At 49.7% G+C, this 22658-nt stretch carries 18 protein-coding genes, 1 tRNA gene and 1 rRNA gene; 10 read left to right on the top strand and 10 right to left on the bottom strand.

The genetic code is table 11. From position 1 onward, the window contains the following. The first annotated feature begins 95 nt into the window (after positions 1 to 95). Together trmA and BBW69_RS05065 are read left to right on the top strand one after the other, a co-directional pair. The gene (gene trmA / locus BBW69_RS05060) at positions 96 to 1199 is read left to right on the top strand and encodes a tRNA (uridine(54)-C5)-methyltransferase TrmA (RefSeq protein ID WP_111727263.1); all 1104 of its coding nucleotides are present in this window, start codon (positions 96 to 98) and stop codon (positions 1197 to 1199) included. A gap of 5 nt (positions 1200 to 1204) precedes the next feature. After that, on the top strand, positions 1205 to 2398 hold the full coding sequence (locus BBW69_RS05065; protein ID WP_111727262.1) for an amino acid aminotransferase: 1194 nt from the start codon (positions 1205 to 1207) through the stop codon (positions 2396 to 2398). A 64-nt stretch (positions 2399 to 2462) separates the two neighbouring features. Here the strand turns inward: BBW69_RS05065 and BBW69_RS05070 are convergent. Continuing rightward, positions 2463 to 2538, bottom strand: a tRNA-Arg gene (locus tag BBW69_RS05070). A gap of 284 nt (positions 2539 to 2822) precedes the next feature. Here BBW69_RS05070 and BBW69_RS05075 point away from each other — a divergent pair. Further along, the gene (locus tag BBW69_RS05075; RefSeq protein ID WP_107860276.1) at positions 2823 to 3662 is read left to right on the top strand and encodes a cytochrome c5 family protein; all 840 of its coding nucleotides are present in this window, start codon (positions 2823 to 2825) and stop codon (positions 3660 to 3662) included. 305 nt (positions 3663 to 3967) lie between these two features. Here BBW69_RS05075 and gcvP read toward each other — a convergent pair whose 3' ends face one another. From gcvP to BBW69_RS05100, 5 genes are all read right to left on the bottom strand, one after another. Then, positions 3968 to 6820: an aminomethyl-transferring glycine dehydrogenase gene (gene gcvP / locus BBW69_RS05080; RefSeq protein ID WP_188210615.1), complete on the bottom strand. Its 2853-nt coding sequence runs from the start codon at positions 6818 to 6820 to the stop codon at positions 3968 to 3970. A gap of 126 nt (positions 6821 to 6946) precedes the next feature. Beyond that, positions 6947 to 7498 carry a DNA-3-methyladenine glycosylase I gene (locus tag BBW69_RS05085; RefSeq protein WP_188210616.1) on the bottom strand — a complete coding sequence of 184 codons (552 nt, stop codon included), beginning with the start codon at positions 7496 to 7498 and terminating at the stop codon, positions 6947 to 6949. Positions 7499 to 7504: 6 nt separating this feature from the next. Next, complete coding sequence (locus BBW69_RS05090) at positions 7505 to 8023, bottom strand: membrane integrity-associated transporter subunit PqiC (protein WP_188210617.1); 519 nt, start codon at positions 8021 to 8023, stop codon at positions 7505 to 7507. Further along, positions 8023 to 9684 (bottom strand): intermembrane transport protein PqiB, encoded by a 1662-nt coding sequence (gene pqiB, locus BBW69_RS05095; RefSeq protein ID WP_188210618.1) that lies wholly within the window; start codon positions 9682 to 9684, stop codon positions 8023 to 8025. Before pqiB ends, BBW69_RS05090 begins: the two co-directional genes overlap by 1 nt. Continuing rightward, positions 9677 to 10981: a paraquat-inducible protein A gene (locus tag BBW69_RS05100; RefSeq protein WP_188210619.1), complete on the bottom strand. Its 1305-nt coding sequence runs from the start codon at positions 10979 to 10981 to the stop codon at positions 9677 to 9679. Before BBW69_RS05100 ends, pqiB begins: the two co-directional genes overlap by 8 nt. A 338-nt stretch (positions 10982 to 11319) precedes the next feature. On the opposite strand from BBW69_RS05100, the gene BBW69_RS05105 reads away from it, so the two are divergent. Together BBW69_RS05105 and BBW69_RS05110 are read left to right on the top strand one after the other, a co-directional pair. Next, positions 11320 to 11949, top strand: coding sequence for a biliverdin-producing heme oxygenase (locus BBW69_RS05105; RefSeq protein WP_111727256.1), 630 nt, complete (start codon positions 11320 to 11322; stop codon positions 11947 to 11949). Positions 11950 to 12143: 194 nt separating this feature from the next. Next, a complete protein-coding gene (locus BBW69_RS05110; protein WP_188210620.1) occupies positions 12144 to 13826 on the top strand; it encodes a transferrin-binding protein-like solute binding protein in 1683 nt (560 codons plus the stop codon). Positions 13827 to 14051: 225 nt separating this feature from the next. Here BBW69_RS05110 and BBW69_RS05115 read toward each other — a convergent pair whose 3' ends face one another. Continuing rightward, entirely contained in the window at positions 14052 to 14528 is a 477-nt protein-coding gene (locus BBW69_RS05115; protein ID WP_188210637.1) for an excinuclease, read from the bottom strand. A 132-nt stretch (positions 14529 to 14660) separates the two neighbouring features. Further along, the gene (yegQ, locus tag BBW69_RS05120; protein WP_188210638.1) at positions 14661 to 16016 is read right to left on the bottom strand and encodes a tRNA 5-hydroxyuridine modification protein YegQ; all 1356 of its coding nucleotides are present in this window, start codon (positions 16014 to 16016) and stop codon (positions 14661 to 14663) included. A gap of 188 nt (positions 16017 to 16204) precedes the next feature. Between yegQ and BBW69_RS05125 the strand changes: the two genes are divergently transcribed. After that, positions 16205 to 16993 (top strand): Cof-type HAD-IIB family hydrolase, encoded by a 789-nt coding sequence (locus BBW69_RS05125; RefSeq protein ID WP_188210621.1) that lies wholly within the window; start codon positions 16205 to 16207, stop codon positions 16991 to 16993. 45 nt (positions 16994 to 17038) lie between these two features. On the opposite strand, the gene BBW69_RS05130 is transcribed toward BBW69_RS05125, so the two are convergent. Beyond that, positions 17039 to 17605, bottom strand: a complete 567-nt coding sequence (locus tag BBW69_RS05130) for an adenine phosphoribosyltransferase (RefSeq protein WP_188210622.1) — start codon at positions 17603 to 17605, stop codon at positions 17039 to 17041. 161 nt (positions 17606 to 17766) lie between these two features. Between BBW69_RS05130 and gmk the strand changes: the two genes are divergently transcribed. The 3 genes from gmk (at position 17767) to BBW69_RS05145 (ending at position 20900) form a co-directional block, all read left to right on the top strand. Then, positions 17767 to 18384, top strand: a complete 618-nt coding sequence (gene gmk, locus BBW69_RS05135; protein WP_188210623.1) for a guanylate kinase — start codon at positions 17767 to 17769, stop codon at positions 18382 to 18384. 57 nt (positions 18385 to 18441) lie between these two features. Next, the gene (gene rpoZ / locus BBW69_RS05140) at positions 18442 to 18648 is read left to right on the top strand and encodes a DNA-directed RNA polymerase subunit omega (RefSeq protein ID WP_039854647.1); all 207 of its coding nucleotides are present in this window, start codon (positions 18442 to 18444) and stop codon (positions 18646 to 18648) included. Between the two features lie 95 nt (positions 18649 to 18743). Continuing rightward, positions 18744 to 20900, top strand: a complete 2157-nt coding sequence (locus tag BBW69_RS05145) for a bifunctional (p)ppGpp synthetase/guanosine-3',5'-bis(diphosphate) 3'-pyrophosphohydrolase (RefSeq protein WP_188210624.1) — start codon at positions 18744 to 18746, stop codon at positions 20898 to 20900. Positions 20901 to 20967: 67 nt separating this feature from the next. Here BBW69_RS05145 and coaBC read toward each other — a convergent pair whose 3' ends face one another. Further along, a complete protein-coding gene (coaBC, locus tag BBW69_RS05150) occupies positions 20968 to 22152 on the bottom strand; it encodes a bifunctional phosphopantothenoylcysteine decarboxylase/phosphopantothenate--cysteine ligase CoaBC (RefSeq protein ID WP_107860285.1) in 1185 nt (394 codons plus the stop codon). Positions 22153 to 22594: 442 nt separating this feature from the next. Here coaBC and BBW69_RS05155 point away from each other — a divergent pair. Further along, positions 22595 to 22658, top strand: a 16S ribosomal RNA gene (locus BBW69_RS05155); the annotation flags it as partial.

Here is a 22658-nt window from a genome sequence, read left to right on the forward strand (position 1 = left end):
AAAGCCGGAGGAAAACGGGTTATATGCCGGTAAAGGAGTTGCGTGTTTTGCAGTGAATCGGCTTATAATCCGGTCTGATTTTTCGGGATAGCGATATGAATGACTACACGCAGCAGCTTCAAGGTAAAAAAGACCACCTTAAAACCCTTTTTGCAGGTTTGGATGTTCCTGAGTGGGAAGTGTATGAATCTCCGGACAAACATTACCGTATGCGTGCCGAGTTCCGTATTTGGCACGAAGGCGGGGAAATGTTTTATGCCATGTTTGAAAAAGGACAAAAGGCTAGCGGGGCAAGCCTGATCCGTTGCGACCGCTTCGATGCTGCTTCAGAGGCAGTCAACTGCCTGATGCCCGAATTAATTGCCGTTGCCGCCCAATCTGCCGAACTGAGAAACCGTTGGTATGCCGTCGAATTTCTGTCCACGCTCAGCGGGGAAATGCTGGTTACTATGATTTACCACAAAAGGCTTGATGATGAGTGGATACGGGCGGCGCAAGCGTTACAGCAACAGTTGGATATTTCCGTTATTGGGCGGAGCAGGGGGCAGAAAATAGTCTTAAAACAGGACTATGTGACGGAAACTTTGAAGGTCGGTAATCGGGATTTCCGTTATCGGCAAATTGAAGGCGGTTTTACCCAACCCAATGCTGCCGTGTGTCAAAAAATGCTTGAATGGGCATGCGGTGCGGCAGAAGGGCTGGGTGGGGATTTGCTCGAACTATATTGCGGAAACGGCAATTTTACGCTGCCTTTATCTGAAAAGTTTGAACGTGTTTTGGCAACCGAGATTTCCAAAACTTCAGTAGGCGCGGCGCAATGGAATATTGAGGCAAACGGGATAGGCAACATCAAAATCGCCCGCCTGTCTGCCGAAGAATTTACCGAAGCCTATACCGGCAAACGTGAGTTTACACGCCTTAAGGAGGGCGGTATTGCTTTGACGGATTACGCATTTTCTACTATTTTTGTTGATCCGCCGCGTGCCGGTATCGATGAGGAAACTTTGAAGTTGGTGTCGCAGTTTGACAATATCATCTACATTTCCTGTAATCCTGAAACGCTGCGTGCCAATTTGGACACCTTGGCGGAAACCCATACGGTCGAACGTGCCGCCCTGTTCGACCAATTTCCGTTTACGCACCATATCGAAAGCGGCGTACTGTTGAAAAAGAAAATCCTTGGAAAAAGCAAAAGGTAAGGACTATGTACCGACACATCGAATACTATCCCGGCGACCCGATTTTGAGTTTGGTCGAAACCTTCAAAAACGACCCGCGCCCTGAAAAAGTCAATTTGAGCATAGGCATTTATTTCGACGACGAAGGCAAGATGCCCGTATTGGAATCCGTGAGCCGAGCCGAAACCGCCCGCGCTGCCACGCCTGCGCCGTCGCCCTACCTGCCGATGGAAGGCTTGGACACTTACCGTAGTGCGGTGCAGCATTTGTTGTTCGGCAAAGACAACCCCGCGCTCGCGCAAGGACGTATTGTTACCGTACAAACCTTGGGCGGATCGGGCGCGCTCAAAGTCGGAGCGGATTTCCTGCACCGCTGGTTCCCCACAGCACGCGCCTACGTCAGCGACCCGACTTGGGACAACCATCGCGGCATTTTTGAAGGCGCAGGTTTCGAGGTTGGCACTTATCCTTATTACGACCCCGCCACTGTCGGCGTGAAATTCGACGAAATGACCGCGTTTTTCAACACCCTGCCCGAACACAGCGTCTTAATCCTGCATCCCTGCTGCCACAACCCGACCGGCGTGGATATGTCAGAACAACAATGGGACGAAGTGTTGCACATCATCAAAACGCGCGAACTGATTCCGTTTATGGACATTGCCTACCAAGGATTCGGCGGCGATTTGGACAGCGATGCCTACGCCATCCGCAAAGCGGTGGAAATGGAATTGCCCTTGCTTGTCAGCAATTCCTTCTCAAAAAATCTGTCGCTCTACGGCGAGCGCGTCGGCGGCCTGAGCGTGGTTTGCCCGAATAAAGAAGAAGCGGAATTGGTGTTCGGACAACTCAAATTCACCGTCCGCCGTATCTACTCCAGCCCGCCCGCACATGGCGCGTATATCGCCGCCGATGTGATGAACAGCTCCGAACTTTACGCTTTGTGGCAAAACGAAGTCTATGTCATGCGCGACCGAATCCGCGCCATGCGACAGAAACTTTACGATGTCTTGACCGCGCAAATCCCCGATCGCGATTTCACTTATTTCATCAAACAGCGCGGCATGTTCAGCTACACAGGATTGAGTGTGGAACAAGTCCGCAGGTTGCGCGACGAATTTGCCGTTTACCTGCTGGATTCGGGCAGGATGTGCGTCGCCGGACTGAATGCTTCGAATATCGCCTATGTTGCCGATGCATTTGCCGAAGTATTGAAATAAGAATTTGAAGTAAATCAAAAGGCCGTCTGAAAAATATTTATCTTTCAGACGGCCTCTTTATAATTGGCGCACCCAACAGGGATCGAACCTGTGACCTCCAGCTTCGGAAACTGACACTCTTCCAACTGAGCTATGGGTGCGGAAAACGTAAGATTAACGTAAATTCTGCAAATTGGCAAAGTTTATCTTGAGGCGTCAGGCTGATGCGTGGGGTATGAGGGATATTTGTTTGGGGATAAGCAAGTATTTTCAATGGATTATTTGCTTAAAAGAGACGCTGCCTGTGATTTTTTGCATATTTTCAATGATAGTGATTGGAAAGACCCTGTGAATTCAGTATAATCCAGCAAAATATTGTTAATTGCGTTTAACATACCAAACTATAATTTACAGCACAACCTAACCTGACGGCGAGGCCTACCAAATGAAACAACTCCGCGACAATAAAGCCCAAGGCTCTGCATTGTTCACCCTTGTGAGCGGTATCGTTATTGTTATTGCAGTTCTTTATTTCCTGATTAAGCTGGCGGGCAGCGGCTCGTTCGGCGATGTTGATTTAACGACGGAAGCGGCAACGCAGACCCGTATCCAGCCTGTGGGCCAATTGACCATGGGTGACGGTATTCCGGTCGGAGAGCGTCAGGGCGAGCAGATTTTCAACAAAATCTGTATCCAGTGCCATGCTGCAGACAGCAATGTGCCGAATGCTCCGAAACTGGAGAACAACGGCGATTGGGCACCGCGTATCGCACAAGGTTTCGATACCTTGTTCCAACATGCGCTTAACGGATTTAATGCCATGCCTGCAAAAGGCGGCGCGGCAGACCTGACCGATCAGGAACTCAAACGGGCGATTACCTACATGGCGAATAAAAGCGGAGGTTCTTTCCCGAATCCGGATGAGGCTGCGCCTGCCGACAGTGCCGCTTCAGGAACAGCTTCTGCTCCTGCCGATAATGCAGCTCCGGCGGAAGCGAAGGCAGAAGACAAAGGTGCTGCCGCACCTGCAGCCGGTGCAGACGGCAAGAAAGTTTTCGAAGCAACCTGTCAGGCATGCCATGGCGGAGCGATTCCAGGTATCCCCGGCATAGGTAAAAAAGATGATTGGGCTCCCCGTATCAAACAAGGTAAAGAAACCTTGCATAAACATGCACTCGAAGGTTTCAATGCTATGCCGGCAAAAGGCGGTAATGCAGGTTTGAGCGATGATGAAGTCAAAGCAGCGGTTGACTATATGGCCAACCAATCCGGTGCAAAATTCTAAATTCGGATTTCGGATTAAATTAAAAAACGGGGCAGGTATCTGCTCCGTTTTTTTATTGGAATTTATTTGTTTGCCCGTGTGGGAATGACATCAAAGGGTGTGAATAGATTTTTTATCTTCGAAATCTGTCTGCCCGATCGGATGAATAAAAAGTGGGATGATAAAAAAAGCGGATGTATGGATATTGGTTTAACTCATTTTTTTTAAAGTTATAGTCGAGATACGTGTATCGGTGCAACCGGTCTGCCGTTGATGAAAATGCCGTCTGAAAATGTTTCAGACGGCATTTTTTAAGATATCAACAGTCAGTCTTCATAATTTTCTGTCGGCAGGCAGGAGCAAACTAGATTGCGGTCGCCATACACTTCATCTACCCGTTTGACGCTCGGCCAGAATTTGTGTTCGCGGACAAACGGCAATGGGAAGACGGCTTCTTCACGGGAGTACGGATGCGTCCATTCGCCAGTTACGTCGGATGCGGTATGCGGAGCGTTCACCAACGGGTTGTCCTCTTTCGGCCATTCGCCGCGCTCGACTTTCAGCACTTCCTGTTTGATTTGTTTCAAGGCGGCGATGAAGCGGTCGAGTTCGGCTTTACTTTCGCTCTCGGTCGGCTCGATCATCAGCGTACCGGCAACAGGGAAGGAAACCGTCGGCGCGTGGAAACCGTAGTCCATCAGGCGTTTGGCGATATCGGTTTCGGTAATGCCGCTTTCGGCTTTGAGAGGACGCAAATCAACGATACATTCGTGCGCGACGCGGCCATTTTTGCCTGTATACAGAATCGGATAGTCTTCGCTCAGACGTTTGGCAACGTAGTTGGCGTTGAGCAATGCCCAGCGTGTCGCCTGTTCCATGCCTTGTTTGCCCATCATGGTCAGGTACATCCAAGTAATCGGCAGGATGGACGCAGAACCGAAGGCCGCAGCAGCAACGGCGGTTTGGTCGGCACTGGCGCTGTGGGTGTCGGTCAAAGCGTGTCCTGGTGCAAACGGGGCAAGGTGGGCTTTCAAGCCAATCGGACCCATGCCCGGGCCGCCGCCGCCGTGAGGGATACAGAAGGTTTTGTGCAGGTTCATGTGCAACACGTCCGCACCGACTTCGGCAGGCTGCATGATGCCGATTTGGGCATTGAGGTTGGCGCCGTCCATGTAAACCTGTCCGCCGTTTTCGTGAATAATGCGGCAGATGTCGCGGATGCCTTCTTCGTACACGCCGTGGGTGGACGGATAGGTAATCATGATGGCAGACAAAACGTCGTGGTGTTGCTCGGCTTTGGCTTTCAAATCGTCAATATTGACGTTGCCGTGTTCGTCGGTATCGACAACGACGACTTTCAAGCCCAGCATGGCCGCAGTCGCAGGGTTGGTACCGTGGGCTGATTTTGGAATCAGACAGATGTTGCGGTGTCCCTCGCCGTTGGCTTCTTGGTAACGGCGGATAGAGAGCATACCGGTGTATTCGCCTTGTGCGCCGGAGTTTGGTTGCAGGGAAATCGCGTCAAAGCCGGTGATGGCTTTCAGGCTGTTTTCCATATCGGCAAGCAATTCGCGGTAGCCGGCGGTTTGCGCTTCGGGAGCGTAAGGATGGATGTCGGAGAACTCAGCCCAAGTAATCGGCAACATTTCCGCAGTCGCGTTGAGTTTCATGGTACAGCTGCCCAATGAAATCATGCTGCGGTTCATCGCCAAGTCGCGGTCTTCGAGTTTTTTCAGGTAGCGCAACATTTCGTGTTCGGTATGGTAACTGTTGAATACAGGATGTTGCAGAATGTCGTCTTGACGCAGCAATTCGGCGTTCAGACGGCCTTTGACATCATCGGCAAATGTGAATGTATCCTTGCCGGTAAACGCGCGGTACAAATCGACCAAATCTTCGTATGCCGACGTTTCATGGAATGCAGCCGCAACTTGAGTATCGTTGACGCGGCGCAGGTTGTAACCCGACTCCAAAGCAGCGGCAAACACTTGGTCTGCTTTCTCTTTGTTGCCGAAATCGACGGTAACGGTATCGAAGAAGACTTTGTGAACCACATTCAGGCCGTCTGAAACCAGCGCATCGGCAAAGGCAGAAGCCAGCGCATGGATACGGTTGGCAATGCGTTTCACACCTTCGGGGCCGTGATAGACGGCGTACATGCCCGCCAAGTTCGCCAGCAATGCCTGCGAGGTACAAATATTGGACGTGGCTTTTTCGCGGCGGATGTGTTGCTCGCGGGTGGACAACGCCATGCGCAAGGCAGGTTTGCCCGATGCGTCTTTGGATACGCCGATGATGCGGCCCGGAGCGGAACGTTTAAACTCGTCTTTAAACGCGAAATAAGCAGCGTGCGGACCGCCGAAGCCCATCGGCACACCGAAGCGTTGGGTGTTGCCCAAAGCAATATCTGCGCCCAATTCGGCAGGTGACTTCAGCAAAACCAAGCTCATGATATCAGCGGCAACGGCCACGATTGTGCCTTTTGCTTTCAGACGGCCGATAACGTCCTGAAAGTCTTGCACATCGCCGTCTTTACCGACGTATTGGAACAGCGCGCCGAAGTATTCGCCGTCATCCGCTTTGGCAAAATCGCCGACCACCAGCTCGAAGCCGAAATATTTGGCGCGGGTTTTCATCACGTCCAAAGTTTGCGGATACACGCGCGCATCCACAAAGAAACGCTCGGATTTCACTTTGCCCACGCGGTGCGCCATCGCCATCGCTTCAGCCGCGGCAGTCGCCTCGTCCAACAAAGACGCGCCTGCCACAGGGAAACCGGTCAAATCGATACACACTTGTTGGAAGTTCAACAAAGCTTCCAAACGACCTTGGGCAATTTCCGCCTGATACGGCGTGTAGGCGGTATACCAACCCGGATTTTCCAATACGTTGCGCAAAATCACGTTCGGCACGCGGGTCGGGTAATAGCCCAAACCGATATAGGACTTGTTGATCACGTTTTTCGACGCGATGCCTTTCAATTTCGCCAATGCATCCGCCTCGGTCAAAGCCTCGGGCAAATCGAGTTCGGACGGCATACGGATGCTTTGCGGCACGGTATTGCCGACAAATTCGTCCATGCTCTTCTCGCCGAGCGCTTCCAAAAGCGCAGCCTCGTCGCCGAAACTCAAATGACGCGCGGCAAATTCGTTGGGGTTGAACAGTTCGGATAGTTTCATTTCTACTCCTTTTTTGTTGTAGGTATGCCGTCGGTACCGACGGCGAGTTGAGGTTTCAGACGAGGTTTATATTTGATCCGTCGTTTGAAAACATATAAATACGGCACATGATATCAAAAAACCGTTTCAGACGGCCTCCGCCCATTTCGGACGACATCCTAAAACTTTTTGATAAACCGGACAGCTTCCAATGTGTGCGCCGGGCAGGTAGCCGGTACTCATCAGAAATTCGCCGACGATTTCGCCGCCGACAAATTTGAAATGTTTTTTAAACAGCTTCACCCATTCAGCCTTGTCGAGCGGATGGTTCGCATCCAGCCAGTTTTTGAACGAGCCGTATTCTTGTTGCAACGCTTGGATTTGCCGTGCATTGAAAATGGCGGCATCGATTTTCAGGCGGTTGCGGACGATGCCAGCGTCGGCAAGCAGGCGTTCGCGGTCGGTGTCGTCGAAGGCGGCAACGGTATTGATGTCGAACCTTTCAAATGCCGTCTGAAATGCCTGCCGCTTCTTCAGCATCAGCGTCCAGCTTAATCCTGCCTGATTGATTTCCAACACCAGCCGCTCAAACAATTCATTGTCGTCCTCAATCGGAAAACCGTATTGCGTGTCGTGGTAATGTTTGTTGGGATTGTCCGTGCCGCTCGGAAGGGCGGCGGCAAGTTCACAATAGTGCATGACGGTTTATCGAGCAATTTGCCGTGCCGCCTGTTGAAGGCCCTGCTCAAGGGAGGCGGTCATGGCGGCATAGCCGTCTCCCTGCTGTTCGGTTTCGGCATGGAAGGATCTGACCGTGCCATCCGGAAATACCGCATAGCCACCGACGATGGTTTTTCCTGTGTAGCTGCCTTGGAAGGTATCGATATAGACCGTCCATTTTTCTGACTGGCCGTTGCGAGAAGCGGGAATGAATACACGTTTGGTATTCAGGCGGTTGAATGCATTGCTCAGTGCTGCTTCAAGCATATCGTCTAAAGAACTTGCCCAAACGTGATTTTGGGCGGTATGGAGCCTGTAGGGATCGGTCTGGTAAACCAGTCCGCCCCGTTTGAGCGGTTCGGCAAGGCGGACTTTGACGGCGGTTTCCGCCACGCGGCGTTCGGGCGGCAGGTACCGGCTGTCGGGCAGTATGAAATACTGCGTACTTTGCGCGGTGCTGCAGGCTGCAAGCAGCAGGGCTGCGGCAATCGGGAAGAGGCGCATTATCGGCTTCCTTTCGGGATAGGGTCTTTGCTGCTGCTGTTGAAAATCAGCGCGTTGGGTTTTTCTTTCAAAGTATTAATCACGGGTTGAACGTCTTTTAAGGTTTTGTCCAAACTTTGCAGCGTATTTTGTACGTCGCCGTAGATAGGCGATTGAGGCGATACGCCTTGCAGGGTTTGACGCAACTCTTTCAGGGTTTGGTTCAACTCGTTCGGAATGTTTTGTGTCTGCGGTTTGCCGACCAGTTTGTCGATGGAGCTTAGGGCGGCATTGGCAGATTTGAGTGTGGACTTGAGCTCGGCAAGCGAACCATTCAAGCCGGCAACGGTTTTATCCAATGGCAGATTGTTGAATTTGTCTAACAAGTCGGCCACTTTTGCCTGCAAATCGTCCAAACCGCCGCCTTGGGTCGCGATAACGGTATCGCCTGCATAAACGGTATGCGGCCGCAGCTTAGGCGATGCGGAAGGCTGATCATTCAACTCAATCATTTTGCTGCCGGTCAGTAGGTTGTTGCTGGAGATGCTGGCGGTCAGGCCTTTGTTTAAGGCCGTCTGAAATTGTTGTTTCCAATGCTCTTTGCTTTGCTCGTCGGCATTGATTTCCAAACGGGAAGGCTCGATACGGATGCGTATGGGAATCCAGCCGTTTTCAAACAAATGCAGGCTGTCGTTGCGGTCGAAATAAGGGACATCGGAAACCACGCCGACATTCAGGCCTTTGTATTCGACAGGCGAACCGGCAGACAGGCCGCGTACGGATTGTTTGAAAAACGCGGTGTAGTACAGCGAGCGGTCGTCAGGCAGGTTTTCCACTTCTCTGCGGTTGTCGTAAAGCTCGAAACGGTCGTCGTTTTGAACATGGTGTTGATTTTTTGTTTTTGGGGAGTCGAATGAAATCGCACCTGACAGCAATGCGGGCAGAGGGACGGAATTGAGTTTGACACCGCTGCCTGTGGTTTCGATATTAATGCCGCTTTCCAGCCAAAAACGGCTGGCGGAATGAATCAGTTTGTCGTTGGGGCTCTGGATGAAGATAGTGTAATGCACACTTTGGTCGGACGGGTTGAAATGCGCGCTTTCTACTTGGCCGACCATAAAGTTTTCATATAAAACGGGGCTGCTGACGTTGAGGATGCGGTCGTTTTTGCCGATCAAATTCAGGCGCAGGCCGCTTTGACCGATAGCGGCAATCGGAGGAATGTCCTGCACTTGGAACACGTCTTTTGCCTCGTCGCTTTTCCCAGGTGTAAAAGCGATGTATGAACCCGAAAGCAGCGTACCCAAACCGGTTACGCCGCTTTGGTCGATACGCGGTTTAACCACCCAAAACTGGGTATCGCTGCGGATGAGGTCGGATACGTCCGCATTGAGTTGGGCAGTAACTTCTACACCTTTTTGATCGCCGCGCAGTTTGATTCGGGTAACGCGTCCAACATCGACGCTCAATACCTTAATGACTGTCTTGTTGACTTCGATACCTTCCGCGCTGTTCATCAGCAGCGTAACTACGGGTCCCCTGTTGCGTATTTCCTTAACCCAAAGCCAGCCGCCGGCAATCAGCGCGATCAGGGGAATCAGCCAGACAGCGGAGAGGAAGGTATTGTTTTTACGGACGCGTGCTTTGGTATGCCCGTTTTGAGGAGAGGTGTTGTCAGTCATATTTTTCCGTTTCATTGAGCAAAATGCCGTCTGAGGCGTACTTGTCCCAGATGAGGCGCGGGTCGAAATAATAGGCAGACAGCATAGTCAGAACCACAACGAGGCAAAAATAGGCGGCCGCGCCACCTGGTACGACGCGGGCCACATTGGTGTGGAACGAACACATTAGGATAATAATCACAAAAATATCAATCATCGACCAGCGGCCGACCGCTTCGGTGATGCGGTAGAGGTGAGACAATTTCTTTGCGCCCGCTGGCAAAGCGAAGTGGGCGGACGCAATCAAAACTGACATTGCCGCAATTTTCAGCACCGGCACCAAAATACTCGCGCTGAAAATAACCGCCGCAATCAGCCTGTCGCCCTCGTTCCACATATAAGTGATGCCGTTAAGGATGGTGTTTACCTCTGTGGTGGCAGGATTGGACGAAATCATAATCGGCAGGATATTGGCAGGGAAATACAAAATAACCGCAGCCGTCAAAAACGCCGACGAAATACTCAGACTTTTCGGCCGCCGGCGGTACAGGTCCGCACCGCACACGCCGCAGGGGCGTTCGTACCTGTGGCGGAAATACAGGCAACGGCTGCAACAGGTTTTATCTTCCGATGCCGTCTGAACCGCATTATTTCCCGTCAGCCGTTCAATCTGGAAATACACCCAATGTTGGGGAACAGATACCGATGTCCGAATCAACATGACCGACAGCAGGAACATCAGATAAAACGCAGGCCCGAAAGTTACCTCGGATACGGATGAAAGCTTGATATATGCCACCAAAGTAGAAATAAAAAACACATCCACCATCATGACCTGCTTCAGGCGCACCATTACGCGCGTTGCCAACCTTAATGCGGGATACGCCTTCCCCCGTATCAGTGCCGTATAGACGTATAGGCACAGCGATAGAAACAGAATCGGTGCGCCGAAGGTCGGTATAAACATTACTTCCGCCAAAAAACCGTAATCCTGAAACACCATCAGGCGTACCATTTCCGGCAGGGACAAAATAGACGTTGCACCCGGTATATCCACCCGGATATAGGTCATGCTATAAGCAAACATCATCAGAATCAGGGAAGCCGCCGCATAAGCGGGCGGACCGGAAAAAGGATGATTGCTTACTCTGAAGAGCTTATAGCTGCAGCGTGGGCAAAATGCCGCCTCCCCCCTGTCCAATTGCGGCACATCCACACGGCAGCCGCATTCCGGGCAATCTACCGTATGCGGCGGCAAGGCACCATAAAGAGAGTCGGTGCAGGAGCAGTAACGGACAGGTTGGCGAAAAGTAATCATGCGGGACATGAGTAAAATATAAGTTATAGCATTATAAAGGAAAAATGCGATACGCCCAATCAGGATGCAAAACCGGCATGGGCAACCGCATAAACAAACGCTATGCAGTAGAAATATTCTTTGTGCGGCTACCTGCCTGATTATCGAATCCCTTTATAAAACGGCATCTCTGTAAATGATAGTAAAACATCTGCTTGAACATATAACACAAATGATATATATTTCATAAATTATATGATAATAAATTTCATTTATTATTTTTGTATGTCGAGTGTATAGGCAAATATGGGTTTTATCCGTATCGCCATCATCCGCATTTAATTGATAAAGGAAAAAACATGAGTGAAGCAGAAAACCAAGAGTTGACATTTGCCAAACGCTTGAAAGCAGAGACCACGGGTGTCCACGACAGCGTAGACAATCTCGTCATGTCTGTTCAGCCGTTTTCAAGTAAAGAAAACTACATCAAATTTTTGAAACTCCAATCAGTTTTCCATAAGGCTGTCGATCATATCTATAAAGATGCCGAATTGAACAAAGCCATTCCCGAACTGGAATACATGGCGCGATACGATGCCGTAACACAAGACCTTGCAGATTTGGGCGACAAACCTTACGAATACGGCAAACCGCTGCCGCATGAAACCGGTAACAAAGCAATCGGCTGGCTTTACTGCGCGGAAGGTTCGAATCTCGGCGCAGCGTTTCTCTTTAAGCATGCGCAAAAACTCGATTACAACGGCGAACACGGCGCGAGACACCTTGCCCCCCATCCTGCCGGGCGCGGCAAACACTGGCGTGCCTTTGTCGAGCATCTGAACGCTTTGAACTTGACTCCCGAAGCCGAAGCAGAAGCCATCCAAGGTGCACGTGAAGCATTTGCCTTCTATAAAGTGATTTTGCGCGAAACCTTCGGTTTGGCCGCTGATGCCGAAGCACCGGAAGGAATGATGCCGCACAGGCATTGAGTAATGCAAAAATCAGGTATCGATGTTTTCATGGAGTTGCGCTTTATATAATACTCAGCTGTTTGCCGGAACGTATTTGCAACCGACTATGAAAACTTGAAATTTTTTTTTCAATAAATTTATGAATAAGCATCATACCTTTTCGTAAAAGAGAATGAACTTATTTTTATTATTCATGTAATTAGGAGTATGTCATGTCGAATTCATCATTTAAATTGAGCGCACTTGCCATTGCCTGCGGTCTAGCTCTTTCAGCTTGTAGTTCGGGAGGCGGAGATGCGCCAAGTGTTAAGCCTACCCCGACTGTTCCGGGTGCATCAAACCCGGCGCCTGGTCAAGGTGGAAAGGTTGAAACTCCTTCATCCGGTCAAAACGGTAGTTCGGTGCCGACCCCTCCAGGGGCTGGCGGTAGCGCAGGAAACGAATCGACGACACCTCCTAATCACAACCATCATGAAGGCGGTAGCGCAGGAAGCGAATCGACGACGCCTCCTAATCACAACCATCATGAAGGAAGTCCGACAGGTGGCGATACAACCCAACCACCTTCAGCCGATAAAGCTTATGATGCAGCAAAAGCAAAATTTGAAGAATCATGGGGTAAAGGTGCAAAGGGCAATGATTATTCCGCCCAGCAAATCGACTCTAAAGATGACTTCTTAGCAGGTCAGAAAACGGAATTGGAAGGGTCTACCAGCGCATATGAAGCAGCAGCAAAAAAAGCGGTGGAAGGGAAATACGCCACAGAAGCAGACCGTAAGGCTGCAGTAAAAGCGGCAGAAGAAGCGAAAGAGAAAGCGGGGCAGTACCTCAGTAATATAGAGAGAACCCGTAAAGATGCCGAGCAGTGGAAAACGTTAGCCGAAAAAGCATTGGCCGAAGCGGAAAAAATGTTGGTAGCCAAGCCGGATGACGCTACTGCGAAGGAATACAAAGAAAAAGCTGAAGCATTGAAAATCCGTGCCGACCAGTTCTTAAAAAAATATCAGACTGCAGATGCGCAGGCATTGAAAACCGAAGCTGAGCGTTTGGCAACTGAAGCCAATGCTACCACAGTAAAAACTGCTGATACATCGACGAAACCCGCTCCTGAGGCAGGTGACCAAGACTCGGGCGATCAAGATTCAGACGACCAAGATTCGGATGATCAAGATTCGGATGACCAAGACTCAGGCAGCCAAGGAGGTGCGTCAACCCATCCTGCCAATCCCAAACCTTCAGCACCGGCCGCATCACCATTGAAAACTGGTGAGTTGGGTGAAAAATATTTTTACGGGGAAGGTGACATCACGAAGCTGGTCATCAATGGCGAAACCATTGATTTGACAGTGGCTAATGAACGGCTGTCAAGTAGGACGCAGCTTTGGACAGACTTCGGTAAGATTATTACTTCCAAAGGTTTTGAAAATCTGATTTATGGTGCGGCTAAATTGGCAGATGGTTCATACGCACTCTTTGTTCAAGGAAAGTTGAGCGACAGTCTGCCCGGCGGTACGGCTACTTATAAAGGCGATGTATTGCATTTCCGTTCGCGCAACTTGACCGAAGGTGAGAATTGGTTTAGTGAAGGTAATACATTGCGTTCAGTCGGTTCGTTTACTGCTACTGTCGATTTTTCCGGTAAATCATTGAACGGTAAGATTAATAGTGGTGACGGATCGTTTATGGGCACCCAGGAATTCAAGGGAAGCCTTGATGGCAACCGCTTTACCGGTACTTGGAAAAACGGTGAGAAAGGTAGCATCTCCGGAGGATTCTATGGTGCCAATGCTGCAGAAATGGCAGGTAGGTACAGCTATGTTAAGGATGCACCAGAAAAGGCCGGGAAATGGACAAATAACAGCTTCGGCGTATTTGGTGGTAAGAAAGCCCAATAATCCCGGTTGAATCCTTGATTTGACGAAAGCCCTGGTGCGGATAGACCGGGGCTTTTGTTTGATATTATATGGTTAGGATGGCGGAAGGTGATAATATACCCGTATACCTTGCCGCTACAGTATTACAGTTACAGCCGGAGTAGGATTTTAAAGAGAATTACCGGTAAAGCCTGAAAAAATGCCGTCTGAAAAATGTTTCAGACGGCATTTTTGGTTGCCGGTATGTTAACGGACGACATTGGCGCGCATGACCACGCGGACGTGGAACGAGCCTGCCTGACAGTCGTATTGTCCGCCTTGCAGCGATTGCTTGTCAAAGTAGCTGTGGAAGCCGGTAACGCCGCGTCCGCCGAGTTTGCCTGCGGTCTGCTGGAATTTGCGGGCAGCATTGATTAGGGCGCGTTCACAGGCCTCGGAGTCAGATTTGCCAACGCCGTTTGCCGCCTGACGGGTAACCAGACCCTGACCGTTTGCAACAGGTACGCCACCGCCGCCGAAGCTGACGGGAATCCCGGATTCCAATGCGCCGTCTGCAATGGCTGCATTTATTGCTGCCTGACCGTTGCTGCAACGGTAAATGATGTTTTTGCCGCCTCCTGCGGTGTCTCCGCGGATAACTTTGCATGATTCTCCGGCCGGTGTGCCGGCAGATTTCATGTGTGTGTTTTTAGGTGCGCTGCCGGATTGGCAGGCAGCCAGCATAAGGGCGGCGGTAGAGAGTATGAAGATTTTTTTCATGTCGGATATCCTTGCTTGCTGTGGGAAATCATTGCAATTGTACAGTAAGATTCAACAAAATGCCGTCTGAAAACGGGGTTCAGACGGCATTTTGGCTTAGGGGTTCAATACGCGTGCGATGAGGGCTTTTTCTTTGCCCTGCATATCGGGGATTTTGACCTGAATGCCGTTGCCCGGTGCTACATCGACAGGCTGGCCTCTGCGGGTCATTTGTTCCAATTTGATGGTTTGGTTGCCGCTCGGGTGGATGATTTCGAGTGAATCGCCGACGGAGAAGCGGTTTTTAACTTCGATTGTCGCCCAGCCGTTTTCGTCGATTTCGGTAACGTGGCCGACATATTGGCTTTGTTTGGCGATGGAGTGGCCGGTCAGGTAGTTTTGGTAATCCTGAGTTTGGTGGCGTTCGAGGAAGCCGCTGGTGTAGCCCCGGTTGGCGAGACCTTCGAGTTCGCTCAACAGGCTGTAATCAAACGGACGGCCTGCAACGGCATCATCAATCGCTTTGCGGTAGGACTGGGCGACGCGGGCGACGTAGTAGAGCGACTTGGTGCGACCTTCGACTTTGAGGCTGTCCACGCCGATTTTGGCGAGTTTTTCGACGACTTCAATGCCGCGAAGGTCTTTGGAATTCATGATGTAGGTGCCGTGCTCGTCTTCCATAATCGGCATCATCTCGCCCGGGCGGTTGGACTCTTCAATCAGGAAAACTTTGTCGGCGTAGGGATGGCGTTTTTGGCCGTTGATGCCTTCAAAGTTTTGGTTGGCTTCTTCTTGGGCTTTTTCAAAGTTGAAACCTTGCAGAAGTTGGGCGTCGCCCGCATCGCTTTCAGTGGCGTTGTGAACTTTGTAGTCCCAACGGCAGGAGTTGGTGCAGGTGCCTTGATTGGGGTCGCGGTGGTTGAAATAGCCGGAGAGCAGGCAACGGCCGGAGTAGGCGATGCACAATGCGCCGTGAATGAAGACTTCGAGTTCGATGTCGGGACATTCTTGGCGGATTTCGGCGATTTCTTCCATGCTTAATTCGCGCGACAGAATAATGCGTTCGACACCGATGTTCTGCCAGAATTTCACGCCCCAGTAGTTGGTGGTGTTTGCCTGTACGGACAGATGGATCGGCATTTCCGGCCATTTTTCGCGCACGGTCATGATCAAACCCGGATCCGCCATAATCAGCGCGTCGGGTTTCATGGCAATCAAGGGTTCCATATCGGAAACGAAGGTTTTGAGTTTGGAATTGTGTGGCAGGGTGTTGACGGTCAGGAAGAATTTTTTGTTGCGCTCGTGCGCTTCTTTAATGCCTTGCTCGAGGACGTCGAGTTTGGCAAATTCGTTGTTGCGAGCGCGCAGGGAGTAACGCGGACTGCCGGCATAAACGGCGTCTGCGCCGTAGTCGTAGGCGGCGCGCATTCTTTCCAATCCGCCGGCGGGCAATAAGAGTTCGGGTGCTTTCATGATTTGTGTGCTTTGCAGAAATGTTTCAGACGGCATTGCTGCAAATGCCGTCTGAAAAGGGTTTGAGGATGGGCGGATTATCCGCCTTTTTGTATTTTCGGTCAATTTTGTTGCGGATTTATAGTGGGTTATCTTGTATTTGACGGTTTGGGATACAATGCGGCCGTTCTTGTTCGAAAGCAAAAATTATGAGTCCTAAAATCGTGTTTTTCGATATTGACGATACGCTGTACCGCAAATATACGGATACCTTGCGTCCTTCTGTGAAAATAGCGGTAGAGGCATTAAGGGGTAAGGGAATTTTGACGGCATTGGCAACGGGGCGGTCTTTGGCGACGATACCGGACAAAGTGAAACACATGGCAGGGGAAACGGGAATGGATGCCTTGGTTACTATCAACGGGCAGTTTGCCTTGCTCAATGGCAAGGTCGTGCGCGAGATACCGATGGATGTCGGGCAGATAGGCCGGGCTTGTTCTTTTTTAGATGGATTGGGGATGGATTATGCCTTCGTCGGAGGAGGAGGGATTGCCGTGTCTTCTTTGTCGGCGCGGGTATGCCGTGCGCTAAACCGTATTGCCGATAATTTTTTTGAAGGAAGGGATTATTTTTTACATAATCCGGTTTATCAGATGCTGGTGTTTGCAGATTGTCGGGAGGTAATTGATTTATCGGAATTTTTACATCGGGAAGGGCTGAAAACGGTGCGTTGGCACGAGGAAGCTGTCGATCTGCTGCCGACCGGTGCGTCGAAAACGGACGGCATCAGAAGCGTGGTTGAGGCATTGGGATGGGATATGGCGGACGTGATGGCGTTCGGAGATGGTTTGAACGATGTGGAAATGCTGTCGGAAGTCGGGTTCGGCGTGGCGATGGGCAACGGGGAACAGGCGGCGAAAGAAGCGGCGAAATATGTTTGCCCCGGCGTTGATGAAGACGGCGTGTTGAGGGGCTTGCAAGATTTGGGTGTGATTTGAACGCATCATAACAACCCTGCCGGTTTCAGACGGCAGGGTCGGTTTTCAGCCCTTCATGCAGCCTTCGTTTTGAAGCAGGGTAAATAAGGGTGTGCCGCTTGCACGGATATTCTTGCCGCCCTGAAGGTCGGTAAATTCCAAAATGGCGGCAGCTTCGACAATTTCTCCTCCGAGTTTGCGGATCAGCTCCAGTCCGGCAAGCATTGTGCCGCCTGTCGCAACCAAATCATCGACCAGCAGGACACGGGAACCGGGTTTGACGGCATCGGTGTGAATTTCCACTGTCGCTTCCCCGTATTCGAGCGCATAACTTTGCGATACGGTTTCAAAAGGCAGCTTGCCTTTTTTCCGGATAGGTACGAAACCGACATTGAGCTGATAGGCTAGTGCTGCGCCGATAATAAATCCGCGTGCATCCAAGCCGGCAACCATATCGATTTTTTGACCCATATAGCGGTAAACCAGCAGGTCGACTAAAAGGCGGAAGTGTTCCGCACTTTGCAGGACAGGTGTGATGTCGTGGAATAAGATGCCTTCTTGCGGCCAGTTTTCGATTTTGCGGATTTTGTCGGCAAGCGCGCCGACACTCATGGCTTCGGGGTGAAACAGCATGGGAGTATTCCAAATTTAATGTTTTTAACGCCATATTGTAGCCGTCAGTCTGCTGCTTGCCAAATCAATCAAGGCAATAGCGGCAAAATATGGGTGTAGGCGAGCATGAAATCGGGTGTCTGTTGTGGTACAATTGGCTTTAAAACATACAGGTAAGAAACATGACCGCTTATAAAAAAGGCAATATTTTTATTATCTCTGCCGCCTCCGGTACGGGGAAAACCACGCTGGTTTCTCGGCTGTTGGCAAATCATGCCGGTTTGCGCGTTTCCGTGTCGCATACGACTCGGTCGCCGCGGGAAGGTGAAGTAAACGGCGTGCATTATCACTTTGTCTCCAAAGAAGAGTTTGAGTCGCTTATTGCGCAGAAGGCTTTTTTGGAGTACGCCGATGTATTCGGAAACTATTACGGTACAAGTATCGAGGGTGTGAATGCATTGGCTGCGGCAGGTTATGATGTCATTCTGGAAATCGACGTTCAGGGGGCGGCTCAGGTTCGAGATGCGTTGCCCGAAGCTGTCGGTATCTTTATCCTGCCGCCGTCTTTCGATGTGCTTGCTGCACGTCTGCACGGACGCGGGACGGATAGTCAGGAAGTTATCCAAAGGAGGCTTTTGAAAGCAAGGCATGAAATCGAACAGTCTGTATTGTTCGATTATGTCGTGGTTAATGACGACTTGGAGCAAGCGGAGGCGGATTTGGTTCATATTGTGAGTTCTTGCCGTCTGAAAAAATCCGTGCAACTGGGGTTTATTGCGAATTTGTTGGAAAATTCCTAGAAAACGGCGAAAATATCCAGTTCCCATTTTAAATATTCTTGAAAGAAAGCAAATAATATGGCACGTATTACCACAGAAGACTGTACTGGAAAAATTTCAAACCATTTTGACCTGACATTGGTAGCGGCCCGTCGGGCCCGCCAGCTTGAAAATGGCAATACGCCGCTTGTGGACGATGTCCGCAATAACAAACCGACCGTTACTGCCTTGCGGGAAATTGCTGCAGGACATGTCGGCACGGAACTGCTGACGCGCAGTAAATAAAGCCTGCCGGAAACGCGCGCAGGCGAATCTTTCCGCAAGTGCGCGGTCCGACGGTTTGAAACGAAAAATAAAATATGTTCCGAAAGCCGTCTGAAATGCCTGTCCCACAACCCACCGCACCTTACGACCATTTAACTGCCGAAGCACGCACCCTGCTTTTCCGTACCGCTTCCTATCTCAAGCCTGAAGAACAGGTTGAGCTCGAGAAGGCCGTTGCCTATGCATTTCACGCTCATGACGGACAAACCCGGAAAAGTGGCGAACCATACATTACGCATCCGATTGCCGTTGCGACACAGCTTGCGGTTTGGCATATGGACGTACAGGGTCTCTGTGCGGGTGTAATGCACGATGTGCTGGAAGATACAGGCGTTACGAAAGAGGAGATGGCCGCAAGATTCGGCAATACGATTGCCGAGATGGTGGACGGTCTGTCCAAGCTTGAAAAACTCAAATTTGAAGATCATGCAGAGCATCAGGCGGAGAGTTTCCGCAAACTGATTTTGGCAATGACCAAAGATGTACGCGTGATTGTCGTTAAACTTGCCGACCGTCTGCATAATATGCGGACACTCGGTTCGATGCGTCCGGACAAGCGTCGCCGTATTGCAAAAGAAACCCTTGAAATCTATGCGCAAATTGCCAACCGTATAGGTTTGAATAATGCATATCAAGAGCTTCAGGATTTATCTTTCCAGAATCTCCATCCCAATCGCTATGAAACCATGAAAAAGGCGATGGATAAGAGTCGGAAAAACAGGCAGGATGTTGTTGGAAAGATTTTGCGTGCGTTCGGCCAGCGTTTGGTAGGGGCGAACATAGAAGCCAAAATCAAGGGTCGGGAAAAGAACCTGTACGGCATCTATCGGAAAATGTTAGAAAAAAAACTGCATTTCTCCGAAGTTATGGATATTTACGGTTTCCGTGTCATCGTTAACAGTATTCCTGCATGTTATGCTGCGCTCGGCGCATTGCACAACCTCTATCAGCCCAAGCCCGGACGGTTTAAAGACTACATCGCTATTCCGAAAAGCAACGGTTATCAAAGCTTGCATACTACTTTGGTCGGGCCTTACGGTTTGCCGGTTGAAGTGCAGATACGTACCAGGGAAATGGATGCTGTTGCCGAAGGTGGAATCGCCGGACATTGGAGCTATAAATCAGATTCTAAGACGGTCGATCAGGCGGTGCTTCACACAAACCGGTGGCTGAAAAATATCTTAGATTTGCAGGCAAGCAGTGCCAATGCTATTGAGTTTCTTGAACACGTCAAGGTAGATTTGTTTCCAAACGAAATCTATATTCTTACGCCAAAAGGAAAAATCCTAACATTGCCCAAGGGTGCAACACCTATCGATTTTGCTTATGCGGTGCATACCGATATTGGGCACAAAACCGTTGCCGCACGTATCAACAATATTATGATGCCGTTGCGTACGAAGCTCAAAACCGGCGATTCCGTCGAAATTATTACATCCGAACATGCCAAACCAAATCCTGCATGGTTGAATTTCGCCGTGTCCGGCAGGGCGCGTAGTGCCATACGCCAATATATTAAAAACCTTAACAGGCATGATGCGATTGTTTTAGGTGAAGGCTTGTTGCAGAAAGCCCTGTCCAGTTTGTTACCCAAAGATATCTTGCTTTCAGACGGCATTAAAGAAAGATATTTGGAAGACCTTAACGATAAACAGACATCGTTTGAAGAAGTATTGTATAACGTCGGGATGGGCCATACCCTGCCCGTTTATGTTGCCATGCATATTGCTGAATTGGCAGGAAAGCATTTCGGTAGCGAGGTCAGGCTCAGTTCCATTAAAGTCGATGGGCAGGAAAGCGGACATATTCATTTTGCAGAGTGTTGCCATCCGGTTCCCGGTGATTCCATCCGTTTGTTGTTGGTTAAGGGAAAAGGCATGATTATCCATAGGGATACATGCCCAACGTTGTTAAAGTCCGATCCCGAACAGCAGCTGGATGCAGACTGGGAAAATATGAACGGGCAGAACTATCGTATCGGGCTGCATGTTCAATCGGAAGACAGTCACGGATTGCTGGCATTAATGGCGCAAGCTATTTCCGATTCCGGTGCGGACATCGAGTCGGTCGAAACACCGTCTAAATCCCAGTCGGGAACGGAAGGTTTTGTCGAATTCAAATTTTTATTGAAAGTTAAAAATCTGAATCAATTGAATCAGATTATTCAAAATCTGCACAGTATTCCATATATCCGCAAAGTAATCAGAAGTTGAAGCAGATAAAACGGGTTGTCTTTTTCAGTAATAGACAACCCGTTTTATGGTTTATCTGTCCAGCTACTTATTTGTCTAAATATACGGCAAGCCTTTCAACAATCAGCATTGCCGCTTCATCTTTACTTATTTCGGGGAAAGACAACTCCGCATCATCATCTATGATAACAATTTGGTTGGTTGTCTTGCCCATTGCGATTGAAACATTATTGGCAACTATCATCGGTATTTTTTTCTTAATGCGTTTTTCTCGCGCATATGCCAATACATTCTCCGTTTCAGCGGCAAAACCGATACAGAAAGGAGGGTTCGGTAATAAGGCAATGGACGCCAAAATATCAGGGTTTTCATCCAATTCGATAGATAACGGATTGGCATTTTTATCTTTTTTGAATTTTTGAGTACTCCTGTTTTTAACCCTATAGTCTGAGACGGCGGCAACAGAAATAAAAGCATCTTGTTTTTCAATCAAACGATGCACTGCGCGATGCATATCTTCAGCGCTGACGGTTTGAACCGTATTGGATATACCGAAAGGCAGTTCGGTTTGAAGTTGCCCGTAAATCAGGCTGACTTCCGCACCGGCGGCACGGCACGCCCGCGCCAAAGCCACGCCCATTTTCCCGCTGGAAATATTTGTGATGCCCCTGACAGGGTCAATGGCTTCAAATGTCGCACCTGCGGTAATCAAGATTTTCTTGTCCTTTAAAATTTTCGGTGTCCATAAATCCGGAAGCAGGTCCAGCAATTCTGCGGGCTCCGGCATCCTTCCCATACCATTTTCTCCGCAAGCCTGTTCGCCCGAGCCTGGCATATAGACAGTAATGCCGTCTGAAACCAGTTGTGCGATATTCCGTTGGTTGGCAGGGTTGAGCCACATTTCCACATTCATGGCGGGAGCGATGGCAAGAGGACATTTCCGTGCGGCTGCCAGATTGGTCAGTAGGTTATCTGCCACGCTGTTACAGATTTTTGCCACAGTATTCATACTTGCCGGCGCAATCAGAAAAACATCCGCATTCCGGGTTAAGTTGATATGTTCCATACCGTTTGAACCGTTGCCACCGTGCGTGTCGGTCAGCACAGGATTACCACTTAAAGCCTGAAAAGTTAAAGGAGAGACAAACTCGGTTGCCGAGCGGCTCATGACCACCGTAATGGAGTGCCCCTGTTTTTTCAGTAAGCGTACCAGTTCGCAAGCTTTATAAGCTGCAATACTGCCCGTTATGCCTAAAAGAATATGTTTACCCATTGAATGATTTTGTTTGTAAAAGAAGAAACATTACCAATTTTATAACAAAATACAGATTACTTGTCTGATACCTCTTTCTCAGTTATTTTCAAACCATATGACAGAAAAAAAGGGGAGTAGCTAAGATGGAGGTAGGTGAATTCCGAACCGGAGGAGGTTTGTAGCGAAATAAAAAACCTTATCAGACAGCGAGATGGAGAAAATAATTAAAAAAAGATAAGATGAAGTATTGACCGTATACGTCTTCAAGCGTATAGTTCGGTTCTTCGCCGCTGACGAAGCGGCGGTAACGAAGTAATTCAAACGCTCTTTAACAAAACAGATTACCGATAAGTGTGAGTGCCTTGAGCCTCACACTGTTTGAAAGACAGACAAGATGATGTTTTGAACATTGTCCTGTCGGTTTCTTTGAAGCAGACCAGAAGTTAAAAAGTTAGAGATTGAACATAAGAGTTTGATCCTGGCTCAGATTGAACGCTGGCGGCATGCTTTACACATGCAAGTCG

It is taken from the genome of Neisseria sp. RH3002v2f (assembly GCF_014596375.1).
GTDB lineage: Bacteria > Pseudomonadota > Gammaproteobacteria > Burkholderiales > Neisseriaceae > Neisseria > Neisseria cinerea.

Excerpts from the sequence above, each read along its gene's own strand:
- trmA (WP_111727263.1), top strand. The coding sequence starts at position 96 with ATGAATGACTACACGCAGCAGCTTCAAGGTAAAAAAGACCACCTTAAA.
- BBW69_RS05065 (WP_111727262.1), top strand. The coding sequence starts at position 1,205 with ATGTACCGACACATCGAATACTATCCCGGCGACCCGATTTTGAGTTTG.
- BBW69_RS05075 (WP_107860276.1), top strand. The coding sequence starts at position 2,823 with ATGAAACAACTCCGCGACAATAAAGCCCAAGGCTCTGCATTGTTCACC.
- gcvP (WP_188210615.1), bottom strand. The coding sequence starts at position 6,820 with ATGAAACTATCCGAACTGTTCAACCCCAACGAATTTGCCGCGCGTCAT.
- BBW69_RS05085 (WP_188210616.1), bottom strand. The coding sequence starts at position 7,498 with ATGCACTATTGTGAACTTGCCGCCGCCCTTCCGAGCGGCACGGACAAT.
- BBW69_RS05090 (WP_188210617.1), bottom strand. The coding sequence starts at position 8,023 with ATGCGCCTCTTCCCGATTGCCGCAGCCCTGCTGCTTGCAGCCTGCAGC.
- pqiB (WP_188210618.1), bottom strand. The coding sequence starts at position 9,684 with ATGACTGACAACACCTCTCCTCAAAACGGGCATACCAAAGCACGCGTC.
- BBW69_RS05100 (WP_188210619.1), bottom strand. The coding sequence starts at position 10,981 with ATGATTACTTTTCGCCAACCTGTCCGTTACTGCTCCTGCACCGACTCT.
- BBW69_RS05105 (WP_111727256.1), top strand. The coding sequence starts at position 11,320 with ATGAGTGAAGCAGAAAACCAAGAGTTGACATTTGCCAAACGCTTGAAA.
- BBW69_RS05110 (WP_188210620.1), top strand. The coding sequence starts at position 12,144 with ATGTCGAATTCATCATTTAAATTGAGCGCACTTGCCATTGCCTGCGGT.
- BBW69_RS05115 (WP_188210637.1), bottom strand. The coding sequence starts at position 14,528 with ATGCTGGCTGCCTGCCAATCCGGCAGCGCACCTAAAAACACACACATG.
- yegQ (WP_188210638.1), bottom strand. The coding sequence starts at position 16,016 with ATGAAAGCACCCGAACTCTTATTGCCCGCCGGCGGATTGGAAAGAATG.
- BBW69_RS05125 (WP_188210621.1), top strand. The coding sequence starts at position 16,205 with ATGAGTCCTAAAATCGTGTTTTTCGATATTGACGATACGCTGTACCGC.
- BBW69_RS05130 (WP_188210622.1), bottom strand. The coding sequence starts at position 17,605 with ATGCTGTTTCACCCCGAAGCCATGAGTGTCGGCGCGCTTGCCGACAAA.
- gmk (WP_188210623.1), top strand. The coding sequence starts at position 17,767 with ATGACCGCTTATAAAAAAGGCAATATTTTTATTATCTCTGCCGCCTCC.
- rpoZ (WP_039854647.1), top strand. The coding sequence starts at position 18,442 with ATGGCACGTATTACCACAGAAGACTGTACTGGAAAAATTTCAAACCAT.
- BBW69_RS05145 (WP_188210624.1), top strand. The coding sequence starts at position 18,744 with ATGCCTGTCCCACAACCCACCGCACCTTACGACCATTTAACTGCCGAA.
- coaBC (WP_107860285.1), bottom strand. The coding sequence starts at position 22,152 with ATGGGTAAACATATTCTTTTAGGCATAACGGGCAGTATTGCAGCTTAT.